A 23,283-nucleotide genomic window follows, 5' to 3' on the forward strand; every position below is an offset into this window, starting at 1 on the left:
CAATGAGCGGGTGACCGACCTCCGCCCCCGCCTGCCCTCTCCCCTCCAGGAAGTGTCCGACGACCGGTTCGGGCGGTACGGCGTCCGGCTGCTGCTGAAGCGGGACGACCTGATCCACCCCGAGCTGATCGGCAACAAGTGGCGCAAGCTCGCGCCCAACCTGGAAGAGGCGGCGGGACGCACGCTCCTCACCTTCGGGGGCGCCTACTCCAACCACCTGCGGGCCACGGCCGCAGCCGGCCGTCTGCTGGGGCAGCCCGCGGTGGGCGTGGTGCGCGGCGACGAACTGGCCGGCCGGCCGCTGAACCCGTCCCTGGCCCGGTGCGCGGCCGACGGCATGCGTCTGCACTTCCTGGACCGCTCGGCCTACCGCCGCAAGACCGAGCCGGACGTGCTCGGGAAGCTGCTGGACACAGTCGGCGCACGGGACGCGTACGTCGTGCCCGAGGGCGGCAGCAACGCGGCGGCGGTCCGCGGCTGCCGCGCGCTCGGCGAGGAGCTGCGGGACCGCACCGACGTCGTCGCCCTCGCATGTGGCACCGGCGGGACCCTCGCCGGCCTGGCGGCCGGCCTCGCCCCCGGCCAGCGGGCCCTGGGCATACCGGTCCTCAGAGGTGGCTTCCTGGGTGACGGGATACAGGCGCTGCAGGAAGAGGCGTTCGGCGGCCGACGGGGCGAGTGGCGGCTCGACGAACGCTTCCACTTCGGCGGCTACGCCCGGGTCACCCCCGAGCTCGACACCTTCGCGGCGGACTTCGAGCGACGCCACGGAGTGCCGGTGGAACGTCTCTATGTCGCCAAGTCGCTCTACGGCCTTGTCGCCCTGGCCGAGGAGGGCGCCTTCGCGCGCGGGACGACCGTGACGGCCGTGATCACCGGACGCCCGTTCCCGTGAGGCGGCGGACGGCCGCGCCTACGCCGTCTCCCGGAACGCCGCCGCCTCCTCCAGGTCCAGCCGGCGCAGCAGCGTGCGCAGCATCTCGTCGTCGATGTAGCGGCCGTCCCGTAGCCGGACGAACATCTCGCGCTCGGCGCTGATCATCTCGCGCGACAGACGCCGGTAGGTGTCGTCGACGGTCTCGCCGGTGACCGGGTTGACCTGGCCGAGGCGCTCCCAGACGGCGTTGCGGCGCCGCTCCAGGACGCTGCGCAGACGGTCGGCGAGCGGCGGCGGCAGCGCGTTGCGCTCGTCGGACAGCAGCGCGTCCAGGCGCTCCTCGGCGACGCGGGAGGCCTGCGCCTGGGCATTGGCCTCGGCGAGCGTCGCGGCCTGCGGGTCGGGCTCGGGGAACTTCAGCAGGCGGATCAGCGGCGGCAGGCTCAGCCCCTGCACCACCAGGGTGCCGATGACCGTCGTGAAGGTGAGGAAGAGGATCAGATTGCGGTACGGGAAGGGCGCGTCGCCGTGGTCCACGGTGAGCGGGATGGAGAAGGCGATGGCGAGCGAGACCACGCCTCGCATGCCGGCCCAGGCGATGACGATCGGCCCCCGCCAGGTCGGATTCTCCTCCCGCGCGCGGATACGCGCCGACAGCAGCCGGGGCAGGAAGGTCGCCGGGTACACCCACAGGAAGCGCGTCGCCACGACCACGAGGAACAGCGCGACGGCGTACCAGGCGGCGTCCACACCCTCGTAGGCGCCGAGGCCCTTGAGGACGACCGGGAGCTGGAGGCCGATCAGTGCGAAGACCGCCGACTCCAGGACGAAGGCGACCATCTTCCACACGGCCTCCTCCTGGAGGCGGGTCGCGAAGTCGACCTCCCACGCGCGGTGACCCAGGTAGAGCGCGACGACGACCACCGCGATGACGCCGGAGGCGTGGAACTGCTCGGCCGCCGCGTAGGCGACGAAGGGGATCAGCAGGGAGAGCGTGTTCTGGAGCAGGGGTTCCTTGAGGTGGGTGCGAAGCCAGTGCAGCGGGGCCATCAGGATCAGGCCGACGGCGGTCCCGCCGACCGCCGCCACCAGGAACTCCTCGATACCGCCGGCCCAGGACGCGCCTTCGCCGACCACGACCGCGAGGGCCACCTTGTAGGCGGTGATCGCGGTGGCGTCGTTCAGCAGCGACTCGCCCTGGAGGATCGTGGTGATCCGTGACGGCAGGCCGACCCGGCGGGCCACCGCCGTGGCCGCGACCGCGTCCGGCGGCGCCACCACGGCGCCCAGCACCAGCGCTGCCGTCAGCGGCAGCCCGGGGACGATCAGATAGGCCGCCCAGCCGACGACGAAGGTCGCGAAGAGCACGTACCCGACCGACAGCAGGGCCACCGGCCGCAGCTGGGCGCGCAGGTCGAGATAGGAGCTGTCGGTGGCCGACGTGTACAGCAGCGGCGGCAGCAGGAGCGGCAGCACGACGTCCGGGTCCAGGGTGTAGTCGGGCACCCCCGGGACATAGGACACCAGCAGGCCGACGGCCACCAGCAGCAGCGGCGCGGGCACCGGGGTGCGCCGGGCCGCCGCCGCGAAAGCCGCACTGCCGGCCACCAGCAACAGCAGTGGCATCACGTCCATGTCCAGCCCGCCCTCGTTTTTCCGCGCGGTCGTCCGCACGCCCGTCGTAATCTGGCAATCATGAAACAGTGCACGCACGCCGACGCGCTGCCCCACCCGGAACCCGTCCCGCTCGGCGAGACGTGTCCGGAGTGCCTGCGGGACGGCACCCACCCGGTGCAACTTCGGCTGTGCCTGAGCTGCGGCCACGTCGGCTGCTGCGACTCCTCGCCGAGCCGGCACGCCACGGCGCACCACAAGGAGTCGGGTCACCCGGTGATGCGGACCTTCGAACCCGGCGAGAACTGGCGCTGGTGCTTCGTCGACCATGTCCTCGTTTGAGGAGCCCCGTATGAGGAGACCATGACGCCCCGGCCGTCCGGCGGGTACGGTTCGACCATCTGACGCCTGGGTACGTCAACCCGGCGCGCCCTGTTCCCATTTGGGCCGACCGACCTATAGACACGGAGCGTGTTCACAGCTTTACTGTGAGTGACGCCAAGGGGTTGGGGTCCCGGGGACAGAAACTTGAGAGCGCGATAGCGTCACCGCTGCACCACACACGCGTTACCCCGGGGGGCGACCCTCGGCCCCGAAAAGCTTGTACCACCTTGGAGGTGAGGGTGTCCCAGATCGCAGGCGAGCCCGCGACCCAGGACTTCGTGGAAGTCCGGCTGCCGGCTGCGGGTGCCTACCTGTCGGTGCTGCGGACGGCCACGGCCGGCCTCGCGGCCCGTTTGGACTTCACCCTGGACGAGATCGAGGACCTGCGCATCGCGGTGGACGAGGCTTGCGCGATCCTGCTCCAGCAGGCCGTGCCCGGCTCGGTACTCAGTTGCGTGTTCCGACTCGTCGACGACTCGCTGGAGGTCACCGTCTCCGCGCCGACCACGGACGGGCACGCCCCCTCACGGGACACCTTCGCCTGGACCGTCCTGTCCGCCCTCGCGGGCAAGGTGTCCTCCGCCGTCGACGAGGACAAGACCGTGACGATCAGTCTCTACAAACAACGCGGCGCGGGACCCGGGCCGGCGTGAGGAACGGGGACGGGCCGGTGCGGGACGAAGAGCGCGGCACACGGGAGCTGCCGGCCGAGAACGCCGAGATTCCAGTCTCTCCGGACGGTTCCCGCCGCATGGCGGACGGCATCGACGGCATTCCCGAGCAGGCCCGGCCGCATCCGGAGGACGACTCGGTCTCCGCGCAGGCGGGCCTGCCGGAAGGTGCCGTGCAGGGCTCGCCTCGGGAGAGGCGGATCGGGGGCTCGCCCCCGGGCCGAGCAGAGGCGAGGGCTCGACAGAGGGCGACGGGCGGGACAATGAGCGAGCACCAGCGAGACGGCGAACAGAGCGTGCCGGGCACGCAGCACGAACCACCGGTGGCCGCCCCTGTGCCGGCCACCCCCGTGCCGGTACCCCCCGCGCCGGGGGACCGCAGCGGCGCACGGGCGATGTTCATCGAGCTGCGCAAGCTCGAGAACACCAGTGCCGAGTACGCGGAGATGCGCAACCAGCTGGTCCGCATGCATCTGCCGCTCGTCGAGCACCTCGCGCGGCGCTTCCGCAACCGTGGCGAGCCGCTGGACGACCTCACCCAGGTCGCGACCATCGGCCTGATCAAGTCGGTCGACCGCTTCGACCCGGAGCGCGGCGTGGAGTTCTCCACGTACGCGACCCCGACGGTCGTCGGCGAGATCAAGCGCCACTTCCGTGACAAGGGCTGGGCGGTGCGGGTGCCGCGCCGGCTCCAGGAGCTGCGCCTGGCGCTGACCACGGCGACGGCCGAGCTGTCGCAGCAGCACGGCCGCTCCCCCACGGTCCACGAGCTCGCCGAGAAGCTGGCGATCTCGGAGGAGGAGGTCCTGGAGGGCCTGGAGTCCGCCAACGCGTACTCCACCCTCTCCCTGGACGTGCCCGACACCGACGACGAGTCGCCGGCGGTCGCGGACACCCTCGGCGCGGAGGACGAGGCGCTGGAGGGCGTCGAGTACCGGGAGTCCCTCAAGCCGCTCCTGGAGGACCTCCCGCCGCGCGAGAAGCGGATCCTGCTGCTGCGCTTCTTCGGCAACATGACCCAGTCGCAGATCGCGCAGGAGGTCGGCATCTCGCAGATGCACGTCTCGCGCCTGCTGGCCCGCACGCTGGCCCAGCTGCGGGAGAAACTGCTCGTCGAGGAATAGCGGTACCAGCGGTACGGAGGAGCGGCGGCGAAACCGGCCTACTCCGATGCGCGGCCCGGCCCCCGGATCCCGAGGGCCCGGGTCGTCTCGCCGTTGACGATCAGGACGAGCGAGGCGACGGCGGTGGCCGCGAGCGCGATGCCCGCCGGGATGGCCAGGCTGTCGGCCTGCAGGAGGTTGTAGGCCACCGGAAGCGCCATGATCTGGGTGATGACGGCGGGTCCCCGGCTCCAGCTGCGCAGACCCAGCAGCCCGCGGGCGGCGAGCAGCGGCAGCAGCGCGAGCACGATCAGCGTGACTCCGCCGGTGACGGCCTGCTGACGGTCGCCCGGGTCGCCGCCGATCCCCAGGGCGAGCATGCACACCCCGCCGACGACCAGCGCCAGCCCCTCCAGGGCGACGAGCGCGGCGGCGTACGTCAGCCGACGCGGGCGGGGTCCGGCGGTTTCCGGGGCGGCGGAAGTCTCGTCACTGCTCACCCCAGAAGGGTAGCCCGCACCTCTGAGCGGGCCCCTGGCCACCCGCGCGCGAAGGCGCGGCGCTCGTGTCGAGGCTCACTCCGCGATCTCTTACCCGATCCCCACCTCGGCCTGTGCCCGGTACCACCCAGTAGGTACGCTGCAACTCATGCGTGCACTTCTCGTGGTCAATCCGGCGGCAACCACTACGAGTGCACGGACGCGTGACGTCCTCATCCACGCGCTCGCGAGCGAGATGAAGCTCGAAGCGGTCACCACCGAGTACCGCGGACACGCGCGTGACCTGGGCCGGCAGGCAGCGGACAGCGGAAACGTCGACCTGGTGGTGGCCCTCGGCGGCGACGGCACGGTCAACGAGGTGGTCAACGGCCTCCTGCACGCCGGCCCCGATCCGGAGAACCTGCCCGGTATAGCGGTGGTCCCGGGCGGTTCCACCAACGTCTTCGCCCGCGCCCTGGGGCTGCCCAACGATCCGGTGGAAGCCACCGGCGCGCTGCTGGACGCCCTGCGTGAGGGCAGTGAGCGTACGGTCGGACTCGGCCTCGCGGCGGGTACGCCGGGCACGGAGGACGAGGCGGTGCCCTCGCGCTGGTTCACGTTCAACGCCGGGCTGGGCTTCGACGCCGGAGTGGTGGGGCGGGTGGAGCAGCAGCGCGAGCGCGGCAGGAGATCCACCCACGCTCTTTACATCCGTCAGGCCATGCGCCAGTTGTTGGGTGAGTCACAACGCCGGCACGGGTCGATCACCCTGGAGCGTCCGGGTGCCGAACCGGTGACCGATTTGGTGCTGTCCATAGTCTGCAACACGGCTCCGTGGACCTATCTGGGCAATCGCCCGGTGTACGCGTCGCCTAAGGCCTCGTTCGATACAGGGCTCGACGTACTGGGTCTCAGCCGTCTGTCCACGGCCTCGGTTGCCCGATATGGCACCCAGTTGCTCACTTCGTCCCCCGAACGGGGACCGCACGGCAAGCATGCCGTCTCCCTGCACGATCTGGACCAGTTCACCTTGCATTCGAAGGTCCCTTTGCCCCTTCAGATGGACGGTGACCACCTGGGGCTACGAACAAGCGTGACGTTCACAGGCGTACGCCGTGCACTGCGTGTGATTGTGTGAGCAGAAAGGGCTGAAGTCCTTTCACTCGAACGTTTAGGCCAGGGTCCACCCCATGGAAGTACGGCTGTGACCTAGTCGACACCGAGGAATCAAAAAAAACTTTCCGGAAGGGGTTGTATCCGCCGCTGAGGTTTGCGAGTCTCTACGTGGCGATCGGGACAGCCCGCAACACCGGCATCCACTGATCACCGGAACCCCTCTTCAAACAACAGGACCGCGCCAGGGAACCTGGCTGGTGGCCCTTCACTTGTTGAGGGATTCGTGAAAGCGTTCACATTCACAAGCAACTTGCACGTAATACCAAGGAGAGGTAGCAGCCATGGACTGGCGTCACAACGCCGTTTGCCGCGAGGAAGACCCCGAGCTCTTCTTCCCCATCGGCAACACCGGTCCTGCGCTGCTGCAGATCGAGGAAGCCAAGGCCGTCTGCCGTCGCTGCCCGGTTATGGAGCAGTGTCTGCAGTGGGCGCTCGAGTCCGGCCAGGACTCCGGCGTCTGGGGTGGCCTCAGCGAGGACGAGCGTCGTGCGATGAAGCGCCGCGCCGCCCGCAACCGGGCCCGTCAGGCTTCCGCCTGACAACACCCGCCCCGCAAGCCTGAGCTTGGCGGCGCGTACAGCGAGTACGCATCTCCCGCCCCCGAGCCGCAGCGCGCAGTACCCCCGATGCGCAGCACAAGCTGGCAACGAGCATTCGAGCCCCGGACCCCTGAACGGTCCGGGGCTTCTTGCTGTGCGCCCGCGGTCTGCCCACGCCGTCCGCCCACGCCGTCTGCCCCCGCTGTCGCGTGCCCGCCACTTCTGTTACTTCTGTGCGCGCACCGGGATGTCCAGGATCACCTGGGTTCCGCGCTCGGGGCCCGGAACCATGTCGAAGGTTCCGCCCAACTCGCCTTCCACCAGCGTCCGTACGATCTGGAGGCCGAGGTTGCCGGAGGTGTGCGGGTCGAAGCCCTCGGGCAGTCCGACGCCGTCGTCCTGGACGGTGACCAGGAGACGCGTCTCCTTGGTGGTGCCGCCGCGGACCGCGGACACCTCGACCGTGCCGGTGTCGCCCTCGACGAAGCCGTGCTCCAGGGCGTTCTGCAGGATCTCGGTGAGGACCATGGACAGCGGGGTGGCGACCTCGGCGTCCAGGATGCCGAAGCGTCCGCTGCGCCGGCCGGCGACCTTGCCCGGCGAGATCTCGGCGACCATCGCCAGCACCCGGTCGGCGATCTCGTCGAACTCCACCCGTTCATCCAGATTCTGAGACAGCGTCTCATGCACGATGGCGATCGAACCGACCCGGCGGACCGCCTCCTCCAATGCCTCCCGGCCGCGCTCGGACTCGATACGCCGGGCCTGGAGGCGCAGCAGGGCCGCCACCGTCTGGAGGTTGTTCTTCACCCGGTGGTGGATCTCCCGGATGGTCGCGTCCTTGGTGATCAACTCACGCTCGCGACGGCGTAGTTCGGTGACGTCACGGAGCAGCACGAGCGCGCCGATGCGGGTGCCCTTGGGCTTGAGCGGGATCGCCCGGAACTGGATGACCCCGTCCTTGGCCTCGATCTCGAACTCGCGGGGCGCCCAGCCGCTGGCGACCTTGGCGAGCGCCTCGTCCACCGGACCCCGGGTCGGGGCGAGTTCGGCGGTGGTCAGGCCGAGGTGCTGGCCGACCAGGTCGGAGGCGAGGCCCATGCGGTGGTAGGCCGACAGCGCGTTCGGGGAGGCGTACTGGACGATTCCGTCGCCGTCGACACGGATCAGGCCGTCGCCGACTCGCGGGGCGGCGTCCATGTCCATCTGCTGGTTGGGGAACGGGAAGGAGCCGGCCGCGATCATCTGTGCCAGGTCGGAGGCGCTCTGGAGGTAGGTGAGCTCCAGGCGGCTGGGGGTGCGCACGGTGAGCAGATTGGTGTTGCGGGCGATGACCCCCAGGACGCGGCCCTCACGCCGTACGGGGATCGACTCGACCCGTACGGGGACCTCCTCGCGCCACTCCGGGTCGCCCTCACGCACGATCCGGCCCTCGTCCAGGGCGGCGTCGAGCAGCGGACGGCGGCCGCGCGGGACGAGGTGGCCGACCATGTCGTCCTGGTAGGAGGTCGGGCCGGTGTTGGGCCGCATCTGGGCGACCGAGACATAGCGGGTGCCGTCCCGGGTGGGGACCCACAGGACCAGGTCGGCGAAGGAGAGGTCGGAGAGCAGCTGCCACTCCGAGACCAGCAGGTGGAGCCACTCGAGGTCGGAGTCGTCGAGTGCGGTGTGCTGGCGTACGAGTTCGTTCATGGAGGGCACGTGTGCGAGCGTACCCGTGGGTCTGTGCGGGGCCTAAACCTGTCGGCGGCGCTCGGTCGGCCGTGCGGGGCACCCGGGCCCGGAAACACCCGCGGGCCGCGGCGCCTGAGAGGGACCCTCAGCCCTCCCGGCACCGCAGCCCGGAGCAATATCGGCCGCGGGGTGTGCGGTCCCGTCGACCGAAGGGTGAGGAACCGGGGCAGTCAGGGCAGAGAGCTCCGGGTCCTCGGTCCGCCCTCCTGTGCGGGGAAGACGGAGGTTCTGTGTCGCACTCCCCTCCATTGTGGACTAGACCACTAGGGGTGTCCATGCGTGGAAGGTCGTTCGTTGTCGTGGGTATGCGGACGCTCTGACATCCACAACGCAGCCTAGCCTGTGCGGGTTCCCGCGCGGGGCCAGTTATGCGCGGCATTTTCCGCGATCCGCTCCCGGAGCGGCCCTCCTCCCCCTCCCGCGCCCCGAGACGGACACCGTCGACTCTGTTAGATTGACCCCATAGATTGGTCTAAACCACATAGCCCTTCCGGGCCCCCCGTGCCCCTCTCAGAACGGCAGGCCAGCGTGGAAGTTGTCATCGTTGCGGACGCCCGCTCGGGCGGCGAGCTCATCGCCGAGGCCATGGCGCAGCTCCTGCGGCGCAAGCCGGACGCCCTGCTCGGTGTGGCCACCGGCTCCACCCCGCTGCCCGTCTACCAGGCACTGGCGGCCAAGGCGCGCTCCGGATCGGTGGACACCGCGCGGGCGCGGATCGCCCAGCTCGACGAGTACGTGGGCCTGCCCGCCGAGCACCCCGAGTCCTACCGTTCGGTGCTGCGACGCGAGGTGCTGGAACCACTGGGCATCGGCATGGAGGCCTTCCTCGGGCCGGACGGCACCGCCACGGACGTACAGGCCGCGTGCGAGGCGTACGACCGCGCGCTGGCCGCGGCCGGCGGAGTGGACCTCCAGCTGCTCGGGATCGGCACCGACGGGCACATCGGCTTCAACGAGCCGTGCTCCTCGCTGGCCTCGCGCACCCGGATCAAGACGCTGACCGAGCAGACCCGCGTCGACAACGCGCGCTTCTTCGACGGCGACATCGAGCAGGTCCCGCACCACGTGATCACGCAGGGCATCGGCACGATCCTGGAGGCCCGGCACCTGGTGCTGCTCGCCACCGGGGAGGGCAAGGCGGACGCCGTCGCGGCCACCGTCGAGGGGCCGGTCGCCGCGGTGTGCCCGGCCTCCGCGCTCCAGCTGCACCCGCACGCCACGGTCGTCGTCGACGAGGCCGCCGCGTCCAAGCTGAAGCTCGCGGAGTACTTCCGGCACACGTACGCCGCCAAGCCGGCGTGGCAGGGCATCTGAGGGCACCGTCACCACCGCCGACGACGAAGGCGCCGGACTCCTCTTCAGGAGTCCGGCGCCTTCGTCTTGGTGGCGCTCAGGCGTGCGTGCCGGCCGCGATGACCTCCGCCGCCGCGCGGCCGCACACCCGGGCCGCGCCGTGGGTGGCGATGTGCAGGGCGCCGCGGGGCGGGGCCTGGGGGACGCCCATCTCGACGACGACCGTGTCCGGGCGCGCCGTGAGGAGGGTGTCGAGGGCCGCCGTCATCCAGGGGTGCCGGTGCTCGTCGCGGACCACCGCCACGATCCGCCGCTCGCCCGCCGCTGTCAGCGCCGCGTGTCCCGCGTCCGCGCCCGCGAAGCTGCCGGTCTCCGTCCCCGGCAGCAGCCGGCCCAGCTCCGCGGCCACGCCCCAGGGGGTCTCGTCGCCGACGGCGATGTTCGCGACCGGGGTGAGCGCGGCGACGTACGGCGGGTCGGTGAGCGGGGTGAAGACGTCGTCGCCGGTGAGGCGCAGTGCCCGGCGGGCGGCGATCAGCCCGACATCGGCCCGTCCGGCACTGCGGCCCGCGCGCGCCGTTGCCTCGTCGGGGCCGGCCGCGGCCGTGCTCCGCGAAGCCGTCCAGCGGGCCAGTGCCCGCACCCGCTGCGCCGCGTCCGCGAGGCGTTGCTCGGGGAGCTCGCCCGTGCGGACGGCCGTGACCAGGGCGTCACGCAGGCGGCGTACCGTCTCGTCGTCCGCCAGGCCGCCGCCCACGCAGATGGCGTCGGCGCCGGCCGCGACGGCGAGGACGCTGCCGCGCTCGATGCCGTAGGTCGCGGCGACGGCCTGCATCTCCATGCCGTCGGTGACGATCAGGCCGTCGTAGCCGAGTTCCTCGCGGAGCAGGGTGGTGAGGATGCGCGGGGACAGGGTCGCCGGCCGGGCCGGGTCCAGGGCGGGGACCAGGATGTGCGCGCTCATCACGGCGCGGGTGCCGGCGGCGATGGCGGCGCGGAACGGGGTCAGTTCGCGTTCCGTCAAGACCGCGGGATCGGCGTCGATGCGCGGGAGCGCGTGGTGGGAGTCGACGGCCGTGTCGCCGTGCCCGGGGAAGTGCTTGGTGCAGGCCGCCACGCCCGCCGACTGGAGGCCGGTGACGTAGGCGGCGGTGTGCCGGGCGACCAGGCCGGGGTCGGCGCCGAACGAACGGACCCCGATGACCGGGTTCGCGGGGTTGGAGTTCACGTCGGCGGAGGGCGCCCAGTTGAGGTTGACGCCGCACTCCGCGAGGCGGCGGCCCAGCTCCGCGGCGACCTCCAGCGTGAGCGAGACGTCGTCCACCGCGCCCAGCGCGTGGTTGCCGGGGAAGCTGGAGCCGGTGCGCACCTCCAGGCGCGTGACGTCTCCGCCCTCCTCGTCGATCGCGACCAGGACGTCGTCCCGCTCCGCGCGCAACTGCGCGGTCAACGAGGCGAGTTGCTGCGGCGAGGCGATGTTCCGGCCGAACAGACCCACCGACGCCAGCCCCTCGCCCAGGCGGCGCAGCAGCCAGTCGGGGGCGGTGGTGCCGGGGAAGCCGGGTTGGAGGACCGTCAGGGCGTCACGGGTGAGAGTGTCCGTGCCGCTGGCGATTGTCGTCATCGGGGGCGTTATCCCTTCACGGCGCCCGCGGTCAGCCCCGCGGCCATCTTGCGCTGGACGAGGAGGAACAGGGCGACGATCGGTAGCGCCATCATGGTGGCGCCGGCCATCATCGGGGCGTACTCGGTGCCGTGCTTGGTGGAGAAGTTGCTGAGCCACACGGTGGCCGTCTGGTTCTTCTGGCTGAGCAGCATCAGGGCGTAGAGGTACTCGTTCCAGGCCTGGATGAAGCCGTAGACCGAGGTGGCGACCATGCCCGGCGCCAGCAGGGGGAAGACCACCCGGACGAAGGCCCCGGTGCGGGAGCAGCCGTCGACCATCGCGGCCTCCTCCAGCTCCTTCGGGATGTTGACGATGAAGCCGCGCAGCGTCCACACCGTGAAGGGAAGGATGAAGGTCAGGTACGTGAGGATCAGGCCGGTCAGCTTGTCGTACTGACCCAGGTCGTTCAGGAGCAGGAAGACCGGGATGATCATGGCGACGAGCGGGACCATCTGGACGGCCAGGATGCCCACGATCACGATCTTGCGGCCGCGGAAGGCGAACCGGGAGATGGCCAGGGCGGCCAGCATGCCGACGACGACGCCGATCGCCACGACCGCCAGGGAGACGAGCAGGCTGCGGCCCACCGGGCCCCAGAAGTCGGCGATGTGCAGCGCGCGGCTGAAGTTGTCGAGGGTGAGTCCCGTCGGCAACAGGCTCGGGTCCGGGTCGATCGCGTCCTTCGCCGGCTTGAACGCGGTGTTGAGCATCCAGTAGACGGGGAAGCCCGCGACGACGAAGACGAGCACGCCGAGGAGGTTCCAGCCGGACTTCGACCTGCGGCGCCCGGACCGGCTTCCCGCCCGGCTCGCCCCGGAGGCAACGGCACTCATTCGACCTCTCCGATCTTCAGCATCTGGCGCATGTAGACGGCGACCACACCGAGCAGCAGCAGCACGGTGATCAGGGCGATCGCCGAACCCTGTCCGTAGTCGTTGACGACGAAGGCGCGGTCGTAGGAGTACGTCGTCAGGATCTGGAACTCGGCTTCCGGGTGTCCGTTGCGCATGACGAAGACCTGGGGGAACACGCCCATGTCCCAGATGACCGACAGGGTCGTGAGCATCACGATGATCGGCTTGAGGATGGGCAGGGTGACGTACCGGAAGACGCCCCAGGCGCCCGCGCCGTCGAGGCGGGCGGCCTCCTCCAGTTCGGCCGGGACCTGGGTGAGGCCGGCGCTGAGGGTGATGACCACGAAGGGCACGGCGCCCCAGACGACGAGGAGCATGATGACCGCCAGCCCCTGCGGTCCGCTGGCGAACCAGTTGTGGCCGATCAGCTCGACGCCCGGCAGCCTGCTCAGGACCGCGTTGAGGATGCCGTAGTCGGCGTCGAACAGCCACTTGAAGACGGTGGTGGCGACGATGACCGGCATGCCCCAGCTCGCCACGAGCGCGATGTTCACGAGGGTCTTCACCCAGCCGGAGACCCGCTGGAGGAGCAGCGCGATCAGCATGCCGATGACCATCGTGAAGATCACGCAGCCGGCCGCGAAGACGATCGTGCGGATGACGACCTGCCAGAACTCGCCGTCGCCCAGGACTCCGGAGAAGTTGTCGAACCCGACCGACTCGGCCGGCTGGAAGCCCCACAGCTGGGACTGCCCGAACTTCTGGAAGGAGAGGGTGACCAGCCGGACCAGCGGATAGCCCATCACCAGGGCGAGGACCAGCAGGCAGGGGGCGAGGAGCAGCCAGGGGGTCGTGGCCCCGCGGGAACCGCGGCCGCCGCGTGGTCTCTTCGCGCCGGGTCCGCCCGCGGGCGGTGGTGGTGGCGACTGCCGCGTCGGCGGCACTTTGGCAGTGGTCGTGTCTGCGGCACTCATCCGCGCGCTCCTCAGCGGTCCCTCGGGTCGTACGAAGGCGAAGCCCCGTACGGGTCGTACGGGAGGCAGGGCCCCGCCCCGATGAAGCCCTCCGGGGTCGACGGGGCCCTGCCCTCAGGTCACTTGGTGTTGATGACCTTGTCGATCGCGGCGTCCGCGTCCTTCGCGGCGGCCTCGACCGTCTTCTTGCCGGTGCCGATGCTCTGCAGCATGGTCTGCAGCACCTGGGCCTTCTCGACCTGGCCCCAGCCGGGAGCCATCGGGACGAACCAGTTGGACTCGGCGGCGGTGGCCGGGACCGCGGTGGCCGGGTCGCTCTTGAGGGTCGCGAGGTCGGTCTTGTTGTTGGGCAGGTTGCCCTTGGCGATCAGGCCCTTCTGGCCGGACGGGCCGGTGAAGGCGTTGATCCACTCGGCGGCGAGGGCCTGCGCGTCCGACTTCACCGGGACGGCGAGGTCGGAGCCGCCCAGGAAGACGGGGAGGTTCTTGCCGGACGGGCCGGGCATCACGAAGTTCTCGACGTTGTTCGCGAGCTTGCCGGTCTTGTCGTTCTCCTTCGCCGCGGCGGTCGCGCCCTCCCAGGCGGGGGCGAAGATCATGCCGGACTTGCCCTGGCCGTAGACGATGTAACGGTCGGACTCGTCCTTGGTCTTGTCGCCGTGCATGTACTTGTCGAGGACGTTCTTGAACTCGGTGAGGCCCTTGATCGACTCGGGCGAGGACAGGTTGGCCTTCCACTGGCCGCCGTCCTCCTTGGCGATCGAGCCGCCGGCGTCGTAGACGAAGGACATGGCCGCGTACCAGTCACGGGTGGGCTGGTACCAGGCGGAGAACTTGTCGCCCTCCTTCTTCTGGACCTTGTCCAGGGCGGCGGTCAGCTCGGTGTACGTCTTCGGCGTGGTCTTGACGCCCGCCGAGGCGAAGAGGTCCTTGCGCCAGTTGGCGACCCGGCCGCCCGCGTAGTACGGGACGCCGTAGGTCTTGCCGTCGTAGGTCACCGAGGCCTTGAGGCCGTCGAGCCAGGCGGAGGAGTTGTCGAACTCGGCGGTGTCGAGGGGAGCGAAGGCACCCTTGACCATGTAGCCGAGCATCTCGGTGTTGCCCATCTCGACGACGTCGGGGGCCTTGTCGGTGGCGAGAACCGCGTCCAGCTTGGCGTTCTTGTCCGGCCAGCCGTAGTACTCGTGGTTGATCTTGACGCCGGGGTGCGCCTTCGTCACCGCCGCGTCGGCGGCCTTCACGAGATCGGGCCAGTTGTTCTGCGCGTCGACGGTGAGCCAGACCGTCAGCTCCTTGGCGTCGGCGCCCTTCGAGTCCCCGCTGCCACTGTCGTCCCCGCACGCCGCGATGGAGACCATCATGCCCGCGATACCGATCGCGGCTATCAGCTTGCGCTTCACGCCATCCTCCTCAGGGATGCCACACCCCCCGCCCACGGGCCGGGAACTCGATCTGGACCAATGGTGTAGACCAGTGCGCAGAGCTTGGCTCAGACCAATAAGCCTGTCAAGGGTGGCCGAACCCCCTCCGAACAGCCGTTATGGGACCTACATATGCAGGAACCTTTAAGTAAGAAGCCCTCGAAAACCCGGGCCCCGGAGGGTGCCGCTCCGGTAGACCATTTGCCCTGGTGGACTAGACCAGCAAAGGTTGCGCCGGTATACAGAGGGATCACGGAACGGTGGGGCAGCATCCCCGCGTCCGTGCCACGATGTGAGCCGCGGCCGACGGCGTGTCGGCCATTTCGGCACCCGCAGCCGGGAAGGCAGGCCATGAGCACCGACGTCAGCAGTGCGGAGAACGAGGGTGGGGCGACCGTCCGTACCGCGCGTGTGCCCAAGTACTACCGCCTGAAGAAACATCTGCTCGACATCACGGAGACACAGTCTCCGGGCACCCCGGTCCCGCCGGAGCGCACCCTGGCGGCCGAGTTCGACACCTCGCGCACGACCGTCCGCCAGGCCCTGCAGGAACTCGTCGTCGAGGGCCGTCTCGAGCGCATCCAGGGCAAGGGCACCTTCGTCGCCAAGCCGAAGGTGTCCCAGGCACTCCAACTCACCTCGTACACCGAGGACATGCGCGCCCAGGGCCTGGAGCCGACCTCGCAGCTCCTGGACATCGGCTACATCACCGCCGACGACCGCCTCGCCGACCTGCTCGACATAACGGCCGGCGTCCGGGTGCTGCGCATCGAACGCCTGCGCATGGCCAACGGCGAACCGATGGCCATCGAGACGACCCATCTGTCGGCGAAGCGCTTCCCGGCCCTGCGCAGGTCGCTGGTCAAGTACACCTCGCTGTACACCGCCCTCGCCGAGGTCTACGACGTCCGGCTCGCCGAGGCCGAGGAGACCATCGAGACCTCGCTGGCCACCCCGCGCGAGGCGGGCCTGCTGGGCACCGACGTGGGCCTGCCGATGCTGATGCTCTCCCGCCACTCACTGGACCAGGAGGGCCGGCCGGTGGAGTGGGTGCGGTCGGTGTACCGGGGCGACCGGTACAAGTTCGTGGCCCGACTGAAGCGGCCCACCGAGTAGTCGTCGAGAGCCGTCGAGCAGCCCGGCGAGCAGCCCACCGAGTAGAGGGTCTGTGGAGGGTCTTCCGCTGGGCTTATCCGTCACTTACATTGCCTGCGCATTACATCTGTGATCAAGGCGATCAGAGTGAGGGGACGGCCGCCGATGTCCGACGAGGAAACGAGGGAACCGGTGGTGACGCCTGCGCGCGTCGCCATCGCCCTCTGTCTGATCGCGCCCTTCGTGGCCATGCTGTGGGTGGGGTCGTACGCGAAGGTGGATCCGGCGTTCATCGGGATCCCCTTCTTCTACTGGTACCAGATGCTCTGGGTGCCCCTGTCCGCCGCGCTCACCGTGACCGCGTACAAGCTGTGGCAGCGTGACCAGCGCGGCCGCGCCGCCTCTTCTTCCGCGAAGGGTGGTGCGTCGGAGTGAAGGACGGCGTGAACGGCGTCGCTCTCGCCGTCTTCATCTTCTTCTTCCTGGCCGTCACGGTCATGGGCTTCCTGGCCGCGCGCTGGCGCAAGGCCGAGAACGACAGCCTCGACGAATGGGGCCTCGGCGGCCGGTCGTTCGGTACCTGGGTCACCTGGTTCCTGCTCGGCGGCGACCTGTACACCGCGTACACCTTCGTCGCCGTACCCGCGGCGATCTACGCGGCGGGTGCGGCCGGCTTCTTCGCGGTGCCGTACACGATCCTCGTCTACCCGCTGATCTTCACCTTCCTGCCCCGCCTGTGGTCGGTGTCCCACAAGCACGGCTATGTGACGACCTCGGACTTCGTGCGGGGCCGGTTCGGCTCGAAGGGCCTGTCGCTGGCGGTCGCCGTCACCGGCATCCTGGCGACGATGCCGTACATCGCGCTTCAGCTGGTCGGCATCCAGGCCGTGCTCGACGTGATGGGCGTCGGCGGCGGCGAGGACACCAACTGGTTCGTGAAGGACCTGCCGCTGCTGATCGCGTTCGGCGTACTGGCGGCCTACACCTACTCCTCGGGTCTGCGGGCCCCCGCCCTGATCGCGTTCGTGAAGGACACGCTGATCTACATCGTCATCGCGGTGGCGATCATCTACATCCCGATCAAGCTGGGCGGGTTCGACGACATCTTCGCCAAGGCCGGCGAGGCGTTCAGCCAGACCAACCCGGCGACGGGCAAGCCGCGGGGCGCGCTGGCACCGGCGGAGCCCGGCCAGTGGACGTACGCCACGCTGGCGTTGGGCTCGGCGCTGGCGCTGTTCATGTACCCGCACTCGATCACGGCGACGCTGTCGTCGCGCAGCCGTGAGGTGATCCGCCGCAACACCACGATCCTGCCGCTGTACTCCCTGATGCTGGGTCTGCTGGCGCTGCTCGGCTTCATGGCGATCGCGGCCGGGGTCAAGGTCACCAACGGGCAGCTGGCGATCCCGCAGCTGTTCGAGGACATGTTCCCGTCCTGGTTCGCGGGGGTGGCGTTCGCGGCGATCGGCATCGGCGCGCTCGTGCCCGCGGCCATCATGTCGATCGCGGCCGCGAACCTCTTCACCCGCAACATCTACAAGGACTTCATCAAGCCGGACGCGACGCCCGAGCAGGAGACGAAGGTCTCCAAGCTGGTCTCGCTCCTGGTGAAGGTGGGTGCCCTGGTCTTCGTCCTCACCATGGACAAGACGGTCGCCATCAACTTCCAGCTGCTGGGCGGCATCTGGATCCTCCAGACGTTCCCGGCCCTGGTCGGCGGCCTCTTCACCCGCTGGTTCCACCGCTGGGCCCTGCTCGCCGGCTGGGCGGTCGGCATGGTCTACGGCACCTTCGCCGCGTACGGTGTGGCGTCCCCGACCCAGAAGCACTTCGGCGGCTCGTCGAAGGAGATCCCGGGCATCGGCGAGATCGGCTACATCGGTCTCACGGCGTTCGTGATCAACGTCGTCGTCACGGTGGTGCTGACCTTCGTCCTGAGGGCCGCCAAGGCTCCCGACGGCATCGACGAGACGAAGCCGGAGGACTACACGGCGGACGCGGGCGACCCGGGCGTGGCGGTGGAGCTGCCCTCGGCGACGGCGGGCGCCGGCCACTGAGTGGCCCAGGGGCAGGCGATGGCCGGCCGGACGGGTCCTAGTCCCGCGTCCGTCTGGCCATCGCGTCCCAGAAGCGGTCCAGTTCACGGACCCGCATGCCGACCCGGAGCGGGGTCTTCCTGCGCAGCCCCCGGGGCAGCCGGCGCCGGACGCTGCCGGGCAGCAGGGCCTGTTGCCGGCGGCAGAACGGCTCGCGGATCTCTCCCCGGGGCACACCGCCCCGGGGCGGGTACGGACAGAGCTGGAACCCGCAGCCGGGCAGACAGGCCGAGCCCGGTGCGGGCACGCTCCGCAACCCGGGACCACGTCTGCGAACCTCCGGTTTTCGTCCGTACACCCGAGCGGGACCGGCATCCCGTGCCACACCGGAACGATCTCACCCTGATCGCCTGTCAGCTGACGCTCTGAAACCGCCCCGACACAACATCTGGGGGTGGCGTGACAGGTAAGCACAAGATGTATGCTCATGCTCGCTGTCGCCGCAGGGGAATCCGGTGCGAATCCGGAACTGTCCCGCAACGGTGTACTTGCGTGCATGCATACCCGTATGCGCACGCCCGTTCAGTCCGAGGTCCTGCCGACAGCGTGCCCGGCCGTCCGGTCCGGGTGCCCTGACGTCCGGGTCTCGTGGAGTGGGCCGGTGGACGCGACGCCCCGCGCGCTCGTGTGCTGCCCCCTGCCCTCCGCAAGGCCCATCGCCGAGCGAGGGAGAGCCCCACGTGACCATCGCGCCAGCCGGCCCGGTTCCCGTCACCGAGCTGGAGACCGACGGTCCCGGTACCGCGTTGCTGCGGACCCTGACCGAGCTGACCGCCGACCTGCCCGACGCCGACCCCGGCCGGGTCGCCGCCGCCGCCCTGCGCGGCCGGTCTGCGCGGGCTGCCTCCGAGATCACCGCGGAGCTGCGCGAGCTGGCCACGGAGGGGGCCGCGGGCCTGATCTCCGAGGACCCCGCCTACTCGAGGCTGGCCGCCCGGCTGCTGACGATCAGCATCGCCGCGGAGGCCGCCTCCCAGGGCGTCACCTCGTTCACCGGATCGGTCGCCGTCGGCCACCGCGAGGGCCTGATCGCCGACCGCACCGCCGAGTTCGTGCGCGTCCACGCGGTTCGCCTCGACGCCCTGATCGACGAGCAGGCCGACGACCGCTTCGGCTACTTCGGGCTCCGTACCCTGCACTCCCGCTACCTCCTGCGGCACCCGATCACCCGCAAGGTCGTCGAGACGCCGCAGCACTTCCTGCTGCGCGTCGCCTGCGGCCTCGCCGAGGACGACACGCCCCGTTCCCTGGACGAGGTCGCCGCGCTCTACCGGCTGATGAGCCGTCTGGACTACCTGCCGTCCTCCCCCACGCTCTTCAACTCCGGTACCCGGCACCCCCAGATGTCGTCCTGCTACCTCCTCGACTCGCCGCTGGACGAGCTGGACTCCATCTACGACCGCTACCACCAGGTGGCCCGGCTGTCGAAGCACGCGGGCGGCATCGGCCTTTCGTACTCCCGCATCCGCAGCCGCGGTTCGCTGATCCGTGGCACCAACGGGCACTCCAACGGCATCGTGCCGTTCCTGAAGACGCTCGACGCCTCCGTCGCCGCGGTGAACCAGGGCGGCCGGCGCAAGGGCGCGGCGGCGGTCTACCTGGAGACCTGGCACTCCGACATCGAGGAGTTCCTGGAGCTGCGGGACAACACCGGTGAGGACGCCCGCCGGACGCACAACCTGAACCTCGCGCACTGGATCCCGGACGAGTTCATGCGCCGGGTCAACGCCGACGCCCCCTGGTCGCTGTTCTCCCCCGCCGACGTGCCCGAACTCGTCGACCTGTGGGGCGAGGAGTTCGACGCGGCCTACCGCAAGGCCGAGGAGGCGGGCCTCGCGAAGAAGACCATCCCGGCCCGTGATCTCTACGGCCGCATGATGCGCACCCTCGCGCAGACCGGCAACGGCTGGATGACCTTCAAGGACGCGGCCAACCGCACCGCCAACCAGACGGCCGAGCCGGGCCACGTCGTGCACTCCTCCAACCTCTGCACGGAGATCCTGGAGGTCACGGACGACGGCGAGACGGCGGTCTGCAACCTGGGTTCGGTGAACCTCGGCGCGTTCGTCGACACGGCGGCCGGCACGATCGACTGGGAGCGGCTGGACGAGACCGTCCGCACGGCCGTCACCTTCCTCGACCGGGTCGTCGACATCAACTTCTACCCGACCGAGCAGGCGGGCCGCTCCAACGCCCGCTGGCGCCCGGTCGGCCTGGGTGCGATGGGCCTCCAGGACGTCTTCTTCAAGCTGCGGCTGCCCTTCGACTCGCCCGAGGCCAAGGCGCTGTCCACCCGGATCGCCGAGCGCATCATGCTCGCCGCCTACGAGGCCTCCGCCGAGCTGGCCGAGCGCAACGGCCCGCTGCCGGCCTGGGAGAAGACCCGTACGGCCAGGGGCGTGCTGCACCCGGACCACTACGGCGTCGAGTTCAGCTGGCCCGAGCGCTGGGCGGCCCTGCGCGAGCGGATCGCCCAGACCGGCATGCGCAACTCCCTGCTCCTCGCCATCGCCCCCACCGCCACCATCGCGTCCATCGCGGGCGTGTACGAGTGCATCGAGCCGCAGGTGTCCAACCTGTTCAAGCGCGAGACGCTGTCCGGCGAGTTCCTCCAGGTCAACTCCTACCTGGTGCAGGACCTCAAGGACCTCGGCGTCTGGGACGCCCGCACCCGTGAGGCGCTGCGCGACTCCAGCGGCTCGGTGCAGGAGTTCGCCTGGATCCCGGCGGAGGTGCGCGCCCTGTACCGCACGGCGTGGGAGATCCCGCAGCGCGGCCTGATCGACATGGCCGCCGCCCGCACCCCGTACCTGGACCAGGCCCAGTCCCTGAACCTGTTCCTGGAGACGCCGACCATCGGCAAGCTCTCCTCGATGTACGCGTACGCCTGGAAGTCGGGCCTGAAGACGACGTACTACCTGCGCTCCCGCCCGGCGACCCGCATCGCCCGCGCGGCCCAGGCGCAGGCTCAGCCCGAGAAGACCGTCCCCGTGCAGCAGGCGACCGAGCCCGACGCCGTCGCCTGCTCCCTTGAGAACCCCGAGTCCTGCGAGGCCTGCCAGTAATGACCACCGCACCCGAGAAGACCGAGAAGAACCTGCTCGACCCGGGCTTCGAGCTGACCCTTCGCCCGATGCGCTACCCGGACTTCTACGAGCGCTACCGGGACGCCATCAAGAACACCTGGACCGTCGAGGAGGTCGACCTCCACTCGGACGTCGCCGACCTGGCGAAGCTGTCCGAGGGCGAGCAGCACATGATCGGCCGGCTGGTCGCGTTCTTCGCGACGGGCGACTCGATCGTGGCGAACAACCTCGTGCTCACGCTGTACAAGCACATCAACTCGCCCGAGGCGCGCCTCTATCTGTCGAGGCAGCTCTTCGAGGAGGCCGTTCACGTCCAGTTCTATCTGACGCTTCTGGACACCTACCTCCCCGACCCGGAGGACAGGACGGCGGCCTTCGACGCGGTCGAGAACATCCCGTCCATCCGCGAGAAGGCCGAGTTCTGCTTCAAGTGGATCAACGAGGTCGAGAAGCTGGACCGGCTGGAGACCAAGGCCGACCGCCGCCGCTTCCTGCTCAACCTGATCTGCTTCGCCGCGTGCATCGAGGGCCTGTTCTTCTACGGCGCCTTCGCGTACGTCTACTGGTTCCGCAGCCGTGGTCTGCTGCACGGCCTCGCCACGGGCACCAACTGGGTGTTCCGTGACGAGACGATGCACATGAGCTTCGCCTTCGAGGTGGTCGACACCGTCCGCAAGGAGGAGCCGGACCTCTTCGACGACCGGCTCCAGGAGGAGGTCACCGCCATGCTGCGGGAGGCCGTCGAGGCCGAGCTCCAGTTCGGGCGCGACCTGTGCGGCGAGGGGCTGCCGGGCATGAACACCGACTCGATGCGGCAGTACCTCGAGTGCGTCGCCGACCAGCGTCTGTCGCGGCTCGGGTTCGCCCCGGTGTACGGCTCGGAGAACCCCTTCTCCTTCATGGAGCTCCAGGGCGTTCAGGAGCTGACCAACTTCTTCGAGCGCCGTCCGTCGGCGTACCAGGTCGCGGTGGAGGGCACCGTCGACCTGGACGAGGACTTCTGACCCTCCCTCTCCCCTCGGGCCTCCTGGGCCTCCCTGATCTGCCGGTCGGCGCGCCGGTCGCGCACGATGCCGAGCACGGACGGGAGGACCAGGAGGACGAGGATCCCGAGGACCATGAGCATTCCGATGAGGCCTTCGATCTGGTTCGTGTTCATGGACATCAGTCTGCTGCCGGACACTCCTGACCGTGAGTGGCAGGACTGCCGCACACCTTCAAATTCCTGCCACTTCGGGTGCACACTGGCAGCATGCTGAAAAACGTGGCCGCCGTCCTGGTCGACGGTGTGCATCCCTTTGAACTCGGCGTCGTCTGCGAGGTGTTCGGCCTCGACCGGAGCGACGAAGGGCTGCCGGTGTACGACTTCGCCGTGGTGTCGGCGGAGGGCCCGGTCCTGGGCACCCACGTCGGCGGGCTGACCGTGTCCACGCCGTACGGCCTCGACCGGCTGGACGAAGCCGACCTGATCGCCGTACCGGCCGCCGACGCGAACATCGACCGCGCGTATCCGCCCGAGCTGCTCGACGCGCTGCGCCGGGCCGTGGACCGGGGTGCCCGGGTGCTCAGCGTCTGCTCCGGGGTGTTCGTGCTGGGCGCCGCGGGACTGCTCGACGGCCGGCGCTGCGCCGCGCACTGGCGGCACGCGGACGTGCTGGCCCGCCGCTACCCCCGGACGTCCGTCGAGCCGGACGTGCTGTACGTCGACGAGGACCCGGTGATCACCTCGGCCGGCACGGCCGCCGGTATCGACGCCTGTCTGCACCTGGTCCGCAAGGAGCAGGGGCCCGAGGTCGCCAACCGGATCGCCCGGCGGATGGTGGTGCCGCCGCACCGGGACGGCGGCCAGGCCCAGTACATCGAGCGGCCGCTGCCCCGGTCGCGGTGCGACACCGTCGGCGAGGTGCTCGCGTGGATGGAGCAGCACCTCGACGAGGAGGTCACGGTGGAGCAGCTCGCGGAACGCGCGCACATGTCACCGCGCACCTTCGCCCGCCGGTTCCAGCAGGAGACGGGCACCACCCCCTACCGCTGGCTGCTGCGTCAGCGGGTGCTGCTGGCCCAGCACCTGCTGGAGGCGACGGACGAGACGGTGGACGCGATCGCCTGGCGCGCCGGCTTCGGTACGGCCGGCGCCCTGCGCCACCAGTTCGTGCAGGCGCTGGGGACGTCCCCCAACGCCTATCGGCGCACGTTCCGGGGCCCGCAGGCCGTCGCCTGA

The 23,283-nt window shown here is 69.9% G+C and carries 22 protein-coding genes and 1 riboswitch; of the genes, 13 read left to right on the top strand and 9 right to left on the bottom strand.

Annotation, left to right across the window (positions count from 1 at the left end; translation table 11 throughout):
• The first annotated feature begins 10 nt into the window (after positions 1–10).
• Positions 11–895, top strand: a complete 885-nt coding sequence (locus OHU34_RS14425) for a 1-aminocyclopropane-1-carboxylate deaminase/D-cysteine desulfhydrase (RefSeq protein ID WP_142266126.1) — start codon at positions 11–13, stop codon at positions 893–895.
• Between the two features lie 18 nt (positions 896–913).
• On the opposite strand, the gene OHU34_RS14430 is transcribed toward OHU34_RS14425, so the two are convergent.
• Entirely contained in the window at positions 914–2,512 is a 1,599-nt protein-coding gene (locus OHU34_RS14430) for a Na+/H+ antiporter (RefSeq protein WP_142266125.1), read from the bottom strand.
• Positions 2,513–2,572: 60 nt separating this feature from the next.
• Between OHU34_RS14430 and OHU34_RS14435 the strand changes: the two genes are divergently transcribed.
• The 3 genes from OHU34_RS14435 to OHU34_RS14445 all read left to right on the top strand — a co-directional run bounded on the left by OHU34_RS14435 (position 2,573) and on the right by OHU34_RS14445 (position 4,670).
• Complete coding sequence (locus tag OHU34_RS14435; RefSeq protein WP_020130754.1) at positions 2,573–2,833, top strand: UBP-type zinc finger domain-containing protein; 261 nt, start codon at positions 2,573–2,575, stop codon at positions 2,831–2,833.
• 281 nt (positions 2,834–3,114) lie between these two features.
• Complete coding sequence (locus tag OHU34_RS14440; RefSeq protein ID WP_020130755.1) at positions 3,115–3,528, top strand: anti-sigma regulatory factor; 414 nt, start codon at positions 3,115–3,117, stop codon at positions 3,526–3,528.
• Positions 3,529–3,545: 17 nt separating this feature from the next.
• Positions 3,546–4,670, top strand: coding sequence for an RNA polymerase sigma factor SigF (locus OHU34_RS14445; RefSeq protein WP_372481703.1), 1,125 nt, complete (start codon positions 3,546–3,548; stop codon positions 4,668–4,670).
• 38 nt (positions 4,671–4,708) lie between these two features.
• Here OHU34_RS14445 and OHU34_RS14450 read toward each other — a convergent pair whose 3' ends face one another.
• Positions 4,709–5,149 (bottom strand): hypothetical protein, encoded by a 441-nt coding sequence (locus tag OHU34_RS14450; protein WP_142266123.1) that lies wholly within the window; start codon positions 5,147–5,149, stop codon positions 4,709–4,711.
• 148 nt (positions 5,150–5,297) lie between these two features.
• On the opposite strand from OHU34_RS14450, the gene OHU34_RS14455 reads away from it, so the two are divergent.
• Positions 5,298–6,266 carry a diacylglycerol kinase family protein gene (locus OHU34_RS14455; protein ID WP_028806993.1) on the top strand — a complete coding sequence of 323 codons (969 nt, stop codon included), beginning with the start codon at positions 5,298–5,300 and terminating at the stop codon, positions 6,264–6,266.
• Positions 6,267–6,585: 319 nt separating this feature from the next.
• The gene (locus OHU34_RS14460) at positions 6,586–6,843 is read left to right on the top strand and encodes a WhiB family transcriptional regulator (RefSeq protein ID WP_016639615.1); all 258 of its coding nucleotides are present in this window, start codon (positions 6,586–6,588) and stop codon (positions 6,841–6,843) included.
• A 225-nt stretch (positions 6,844–7,068) separates the two neighbouring features.
• On the opposite strand, the gene OHU34_RS14465 is transcribed toward OHU34_RS14460, so the two are convergent.
• Positions 7,069–8,535 (bottom strand): sensor histidine kinase, encoded by a 1,467-nt coding sequence (locus OHU34_RS14465; RefSeq protein ID WP_200839949.1) that lies wholly within the window; start codon positions 8,533–8,535, stop codon positions 7,069–7,071.
• A 570-nt stretch (positions 8,536–9,105) separates the two neighbouring features.
• Here OHU34_RS14465 and nagB point away from each other — a divergent pair.
• Complete coding sequence (gene nagB, locus OHU34_RS14470; protein ID WP_142266121.1) at positions 9,106–9,891, top strand: glucosamine-6-phosphate deaminase; 786 nt, start codon at positions 9,106–9,108, stop codon at positions 9,889–9,891.
• A gap of 76 nt (positions 9,892–9,967) precedes the next feature.
• On the opposite strand, the gene OHU34_RS14475 is transcribed toward nagB, so the two are convergent.
• The 4 genes from OHU34_RS14475 to OHU34_RS14490 all read right to left on the bottom strand — a co-directional run bounded on the left by OHU34_RS14475 (position 9,968) and on the right by OHU34_RS14490 (position 14,764).
• The gene (locus OHU34_RS14475) at positions 9,968–11,494 is read right to left on the bottom strand and encodes a glycoside hydrolase family 3 protein (protein ID WP_142266120.1); all 1,527 of its coding nucleotides are present in this window, start codon (positions 11,492–11,494) and stop codon (positions 9,968–9,970) included.
• Between the two features lie 8 nt (positions 11,495–11,502).
• The gene (locus OHU34_RS14480) at positions 11,503–12,369 is read right to left on the bottom strand and encodes a carbohydrate ABC transporter permease (RefSeq protein WP_142266119.1); all 867 of its coding nucleotides are present in this window, start codon (positions 12,367–12,369) and stop codon (positions 11,503–11,505) included.
• A complete protein-coding gene (locus OHU34_RS14485) occupies positions 12,366–13,364 on the bottom strand; it encodes a carbohydrate ABC transporter permease (RefSeq protein ID WP_142266118.1) in 999 nt (332 codons plus the stop codon). The genes OHU34_RS14480 and OHU34_RS14485 overlap by 4 nt, the downstream gene beginning before the upstream one ends.
• Before the next feature lie 119 nt (positions 13,365–13,483).
• Complete coding sequence (locus OHU34_RS14490) at positions 13,484–14,764, bottom strand: extracellular solute-binding protein (RefSeq protein ID WP_142266117.1); 1,281 nt, start codon at positions 14,762–14,764, stop codon at positions 13,484–13,486.
• Positions 14,765–15,136: 372 nt separating this feature from the next.
• Here OHU34_RS14490 and OHU34_RS14495 point away from each other — a divergent pair, with 372 nt between their 5' ends.
• The 3 genes from OHU34_RS14495 (at position 15,137) to mctP (ending at position 17,937) form a co-directional block, all read left to right on the top strand.
• Positions 15,137–15,901 carry a GntR family transcriptional regulator gene (locus tag OHU34_RS14495; protein ID WP_020130765.1) on the top strand — a complete coding sequence of 255 codons (765 nt, stop codon included), beginning with the start codon at positions 15,137–15,139 and terminating at the stop codon, positions 15,899–15,901.
• 144 nt (positions 15,902–16,045) lie between these two features.
• A complete protein-coding gene (locus tag OHU34_RS14500; RefSeq protein ID WP_142266116.1) occupies positions 16,046–16,315 on the top strand; it encodes a DUF3311 domain-containing protein in 270 nt (89 codons plus the stop codon).
• The gene (gene mctP, locus OHU34_RS14505) at positions 16,312–17,937 is read left to right on the top strand and encodes a monocarboxylate uptake permease MctP (protein ID WP_142266115.1); all 1,626 of its coding nucleotides are present in this window, start codon (positions 16,312–16,314) and stop codon (positions 17,935–17,937) included. Before OHU34_RS14500 ends, mctP begins: the two co-directional genes overlap by 4 nt.
• 37 nt (positions 17,938–17,974) lie before the next feature.
• On the opposite strand, the gene OHU34_RS14510 is transcribed toward mctP, so the two are convergent.
• A complete protein-coding gene (locus OHU34_RS14510) occupies positions 17,975–18,223 on the bottom strand; it encodes a hypothetical protein (protein ID WP_235034557.1) in 249 nt (82 codons plus the stop codon).
• Between the two features lie 199 nt (positions 18,224–18,422).
• Positions 18,423–18,512, top strand: a riboswitch (cobalamin riboswitch).
• Positions 18,513–18,656: 144 nt separating this feature from the next.
• Between OHU34_RS14510 and OHU34_RS14515 the strand changes: the two genes are divergently transcribed.
• Positions 18,657–21,041: a ribonucleoside-diphosphate reductase subunit alpha gene (locus OHU34_RS14515; protein WP_142266114.1), complete on the top strand. Its 2,385-nt coding sequence runs from the start codon at positions 18,657–18,659 to the stop codon at positions 21,039–21,041.
• A complete protein-coding gene (locus OHU34_RS14520) occupies positions 21,041–22,066 on the top strand; it encodes a ribonucleotide-diphosphate reductase subunit beta (protein WP_142266113.1) in 1,026 nt (341 codons plus the stop codon). Before OHU34_RS14515 ends, OHU34_RS14520 begins: the two co-directional genes overlap by 1 nt.
• On the opposite strand, the gene OHU34_RS14525 is transcribed toward OHU34_RS14520, so the two are convergent.
• The gene (locus OHU34_RS14525; RefSeq protein ID WP_082412921.1) at positions 21,979–22,221 is read right to left on the bottom strand and encodes a hypothetical protein; all 243 of its coding nucleotides are present in this window, start codon (positions 22,219–22,221) and stop codon (positions 21,979–21,981) included. The genes OHU34_RS14520 and OHU34_RS14525 overlap by 88 nt on opposite strands.
• A gap of 93 nt (positions 22,222–22,314) precedes the next feature.
• Between OHU34_RS14525 and OHU34_RS14530 the strand changes: the two genes are divergently transcribed.
• A complete protein-coding gene (locus OHU34_RS14530; protein ID WP_028806997.1) occupies positions 22,315–23,283 on the top strand; it encodes a helix-turn-helix domain-containing protein in 969 nt (322 codons plus the stop codon).

Origin of the sequence: Streptomyces sp. NBC_00080 (assembly GCF_045041255.1) — a bacterium.
Taxonomy (GTDB): domain Bacteria; phylum Actinomycetota; class Actinomycetes; order Streptomycetales; family Streptomycetaceae; genus Streptomyces; species Streptomyces coriariae.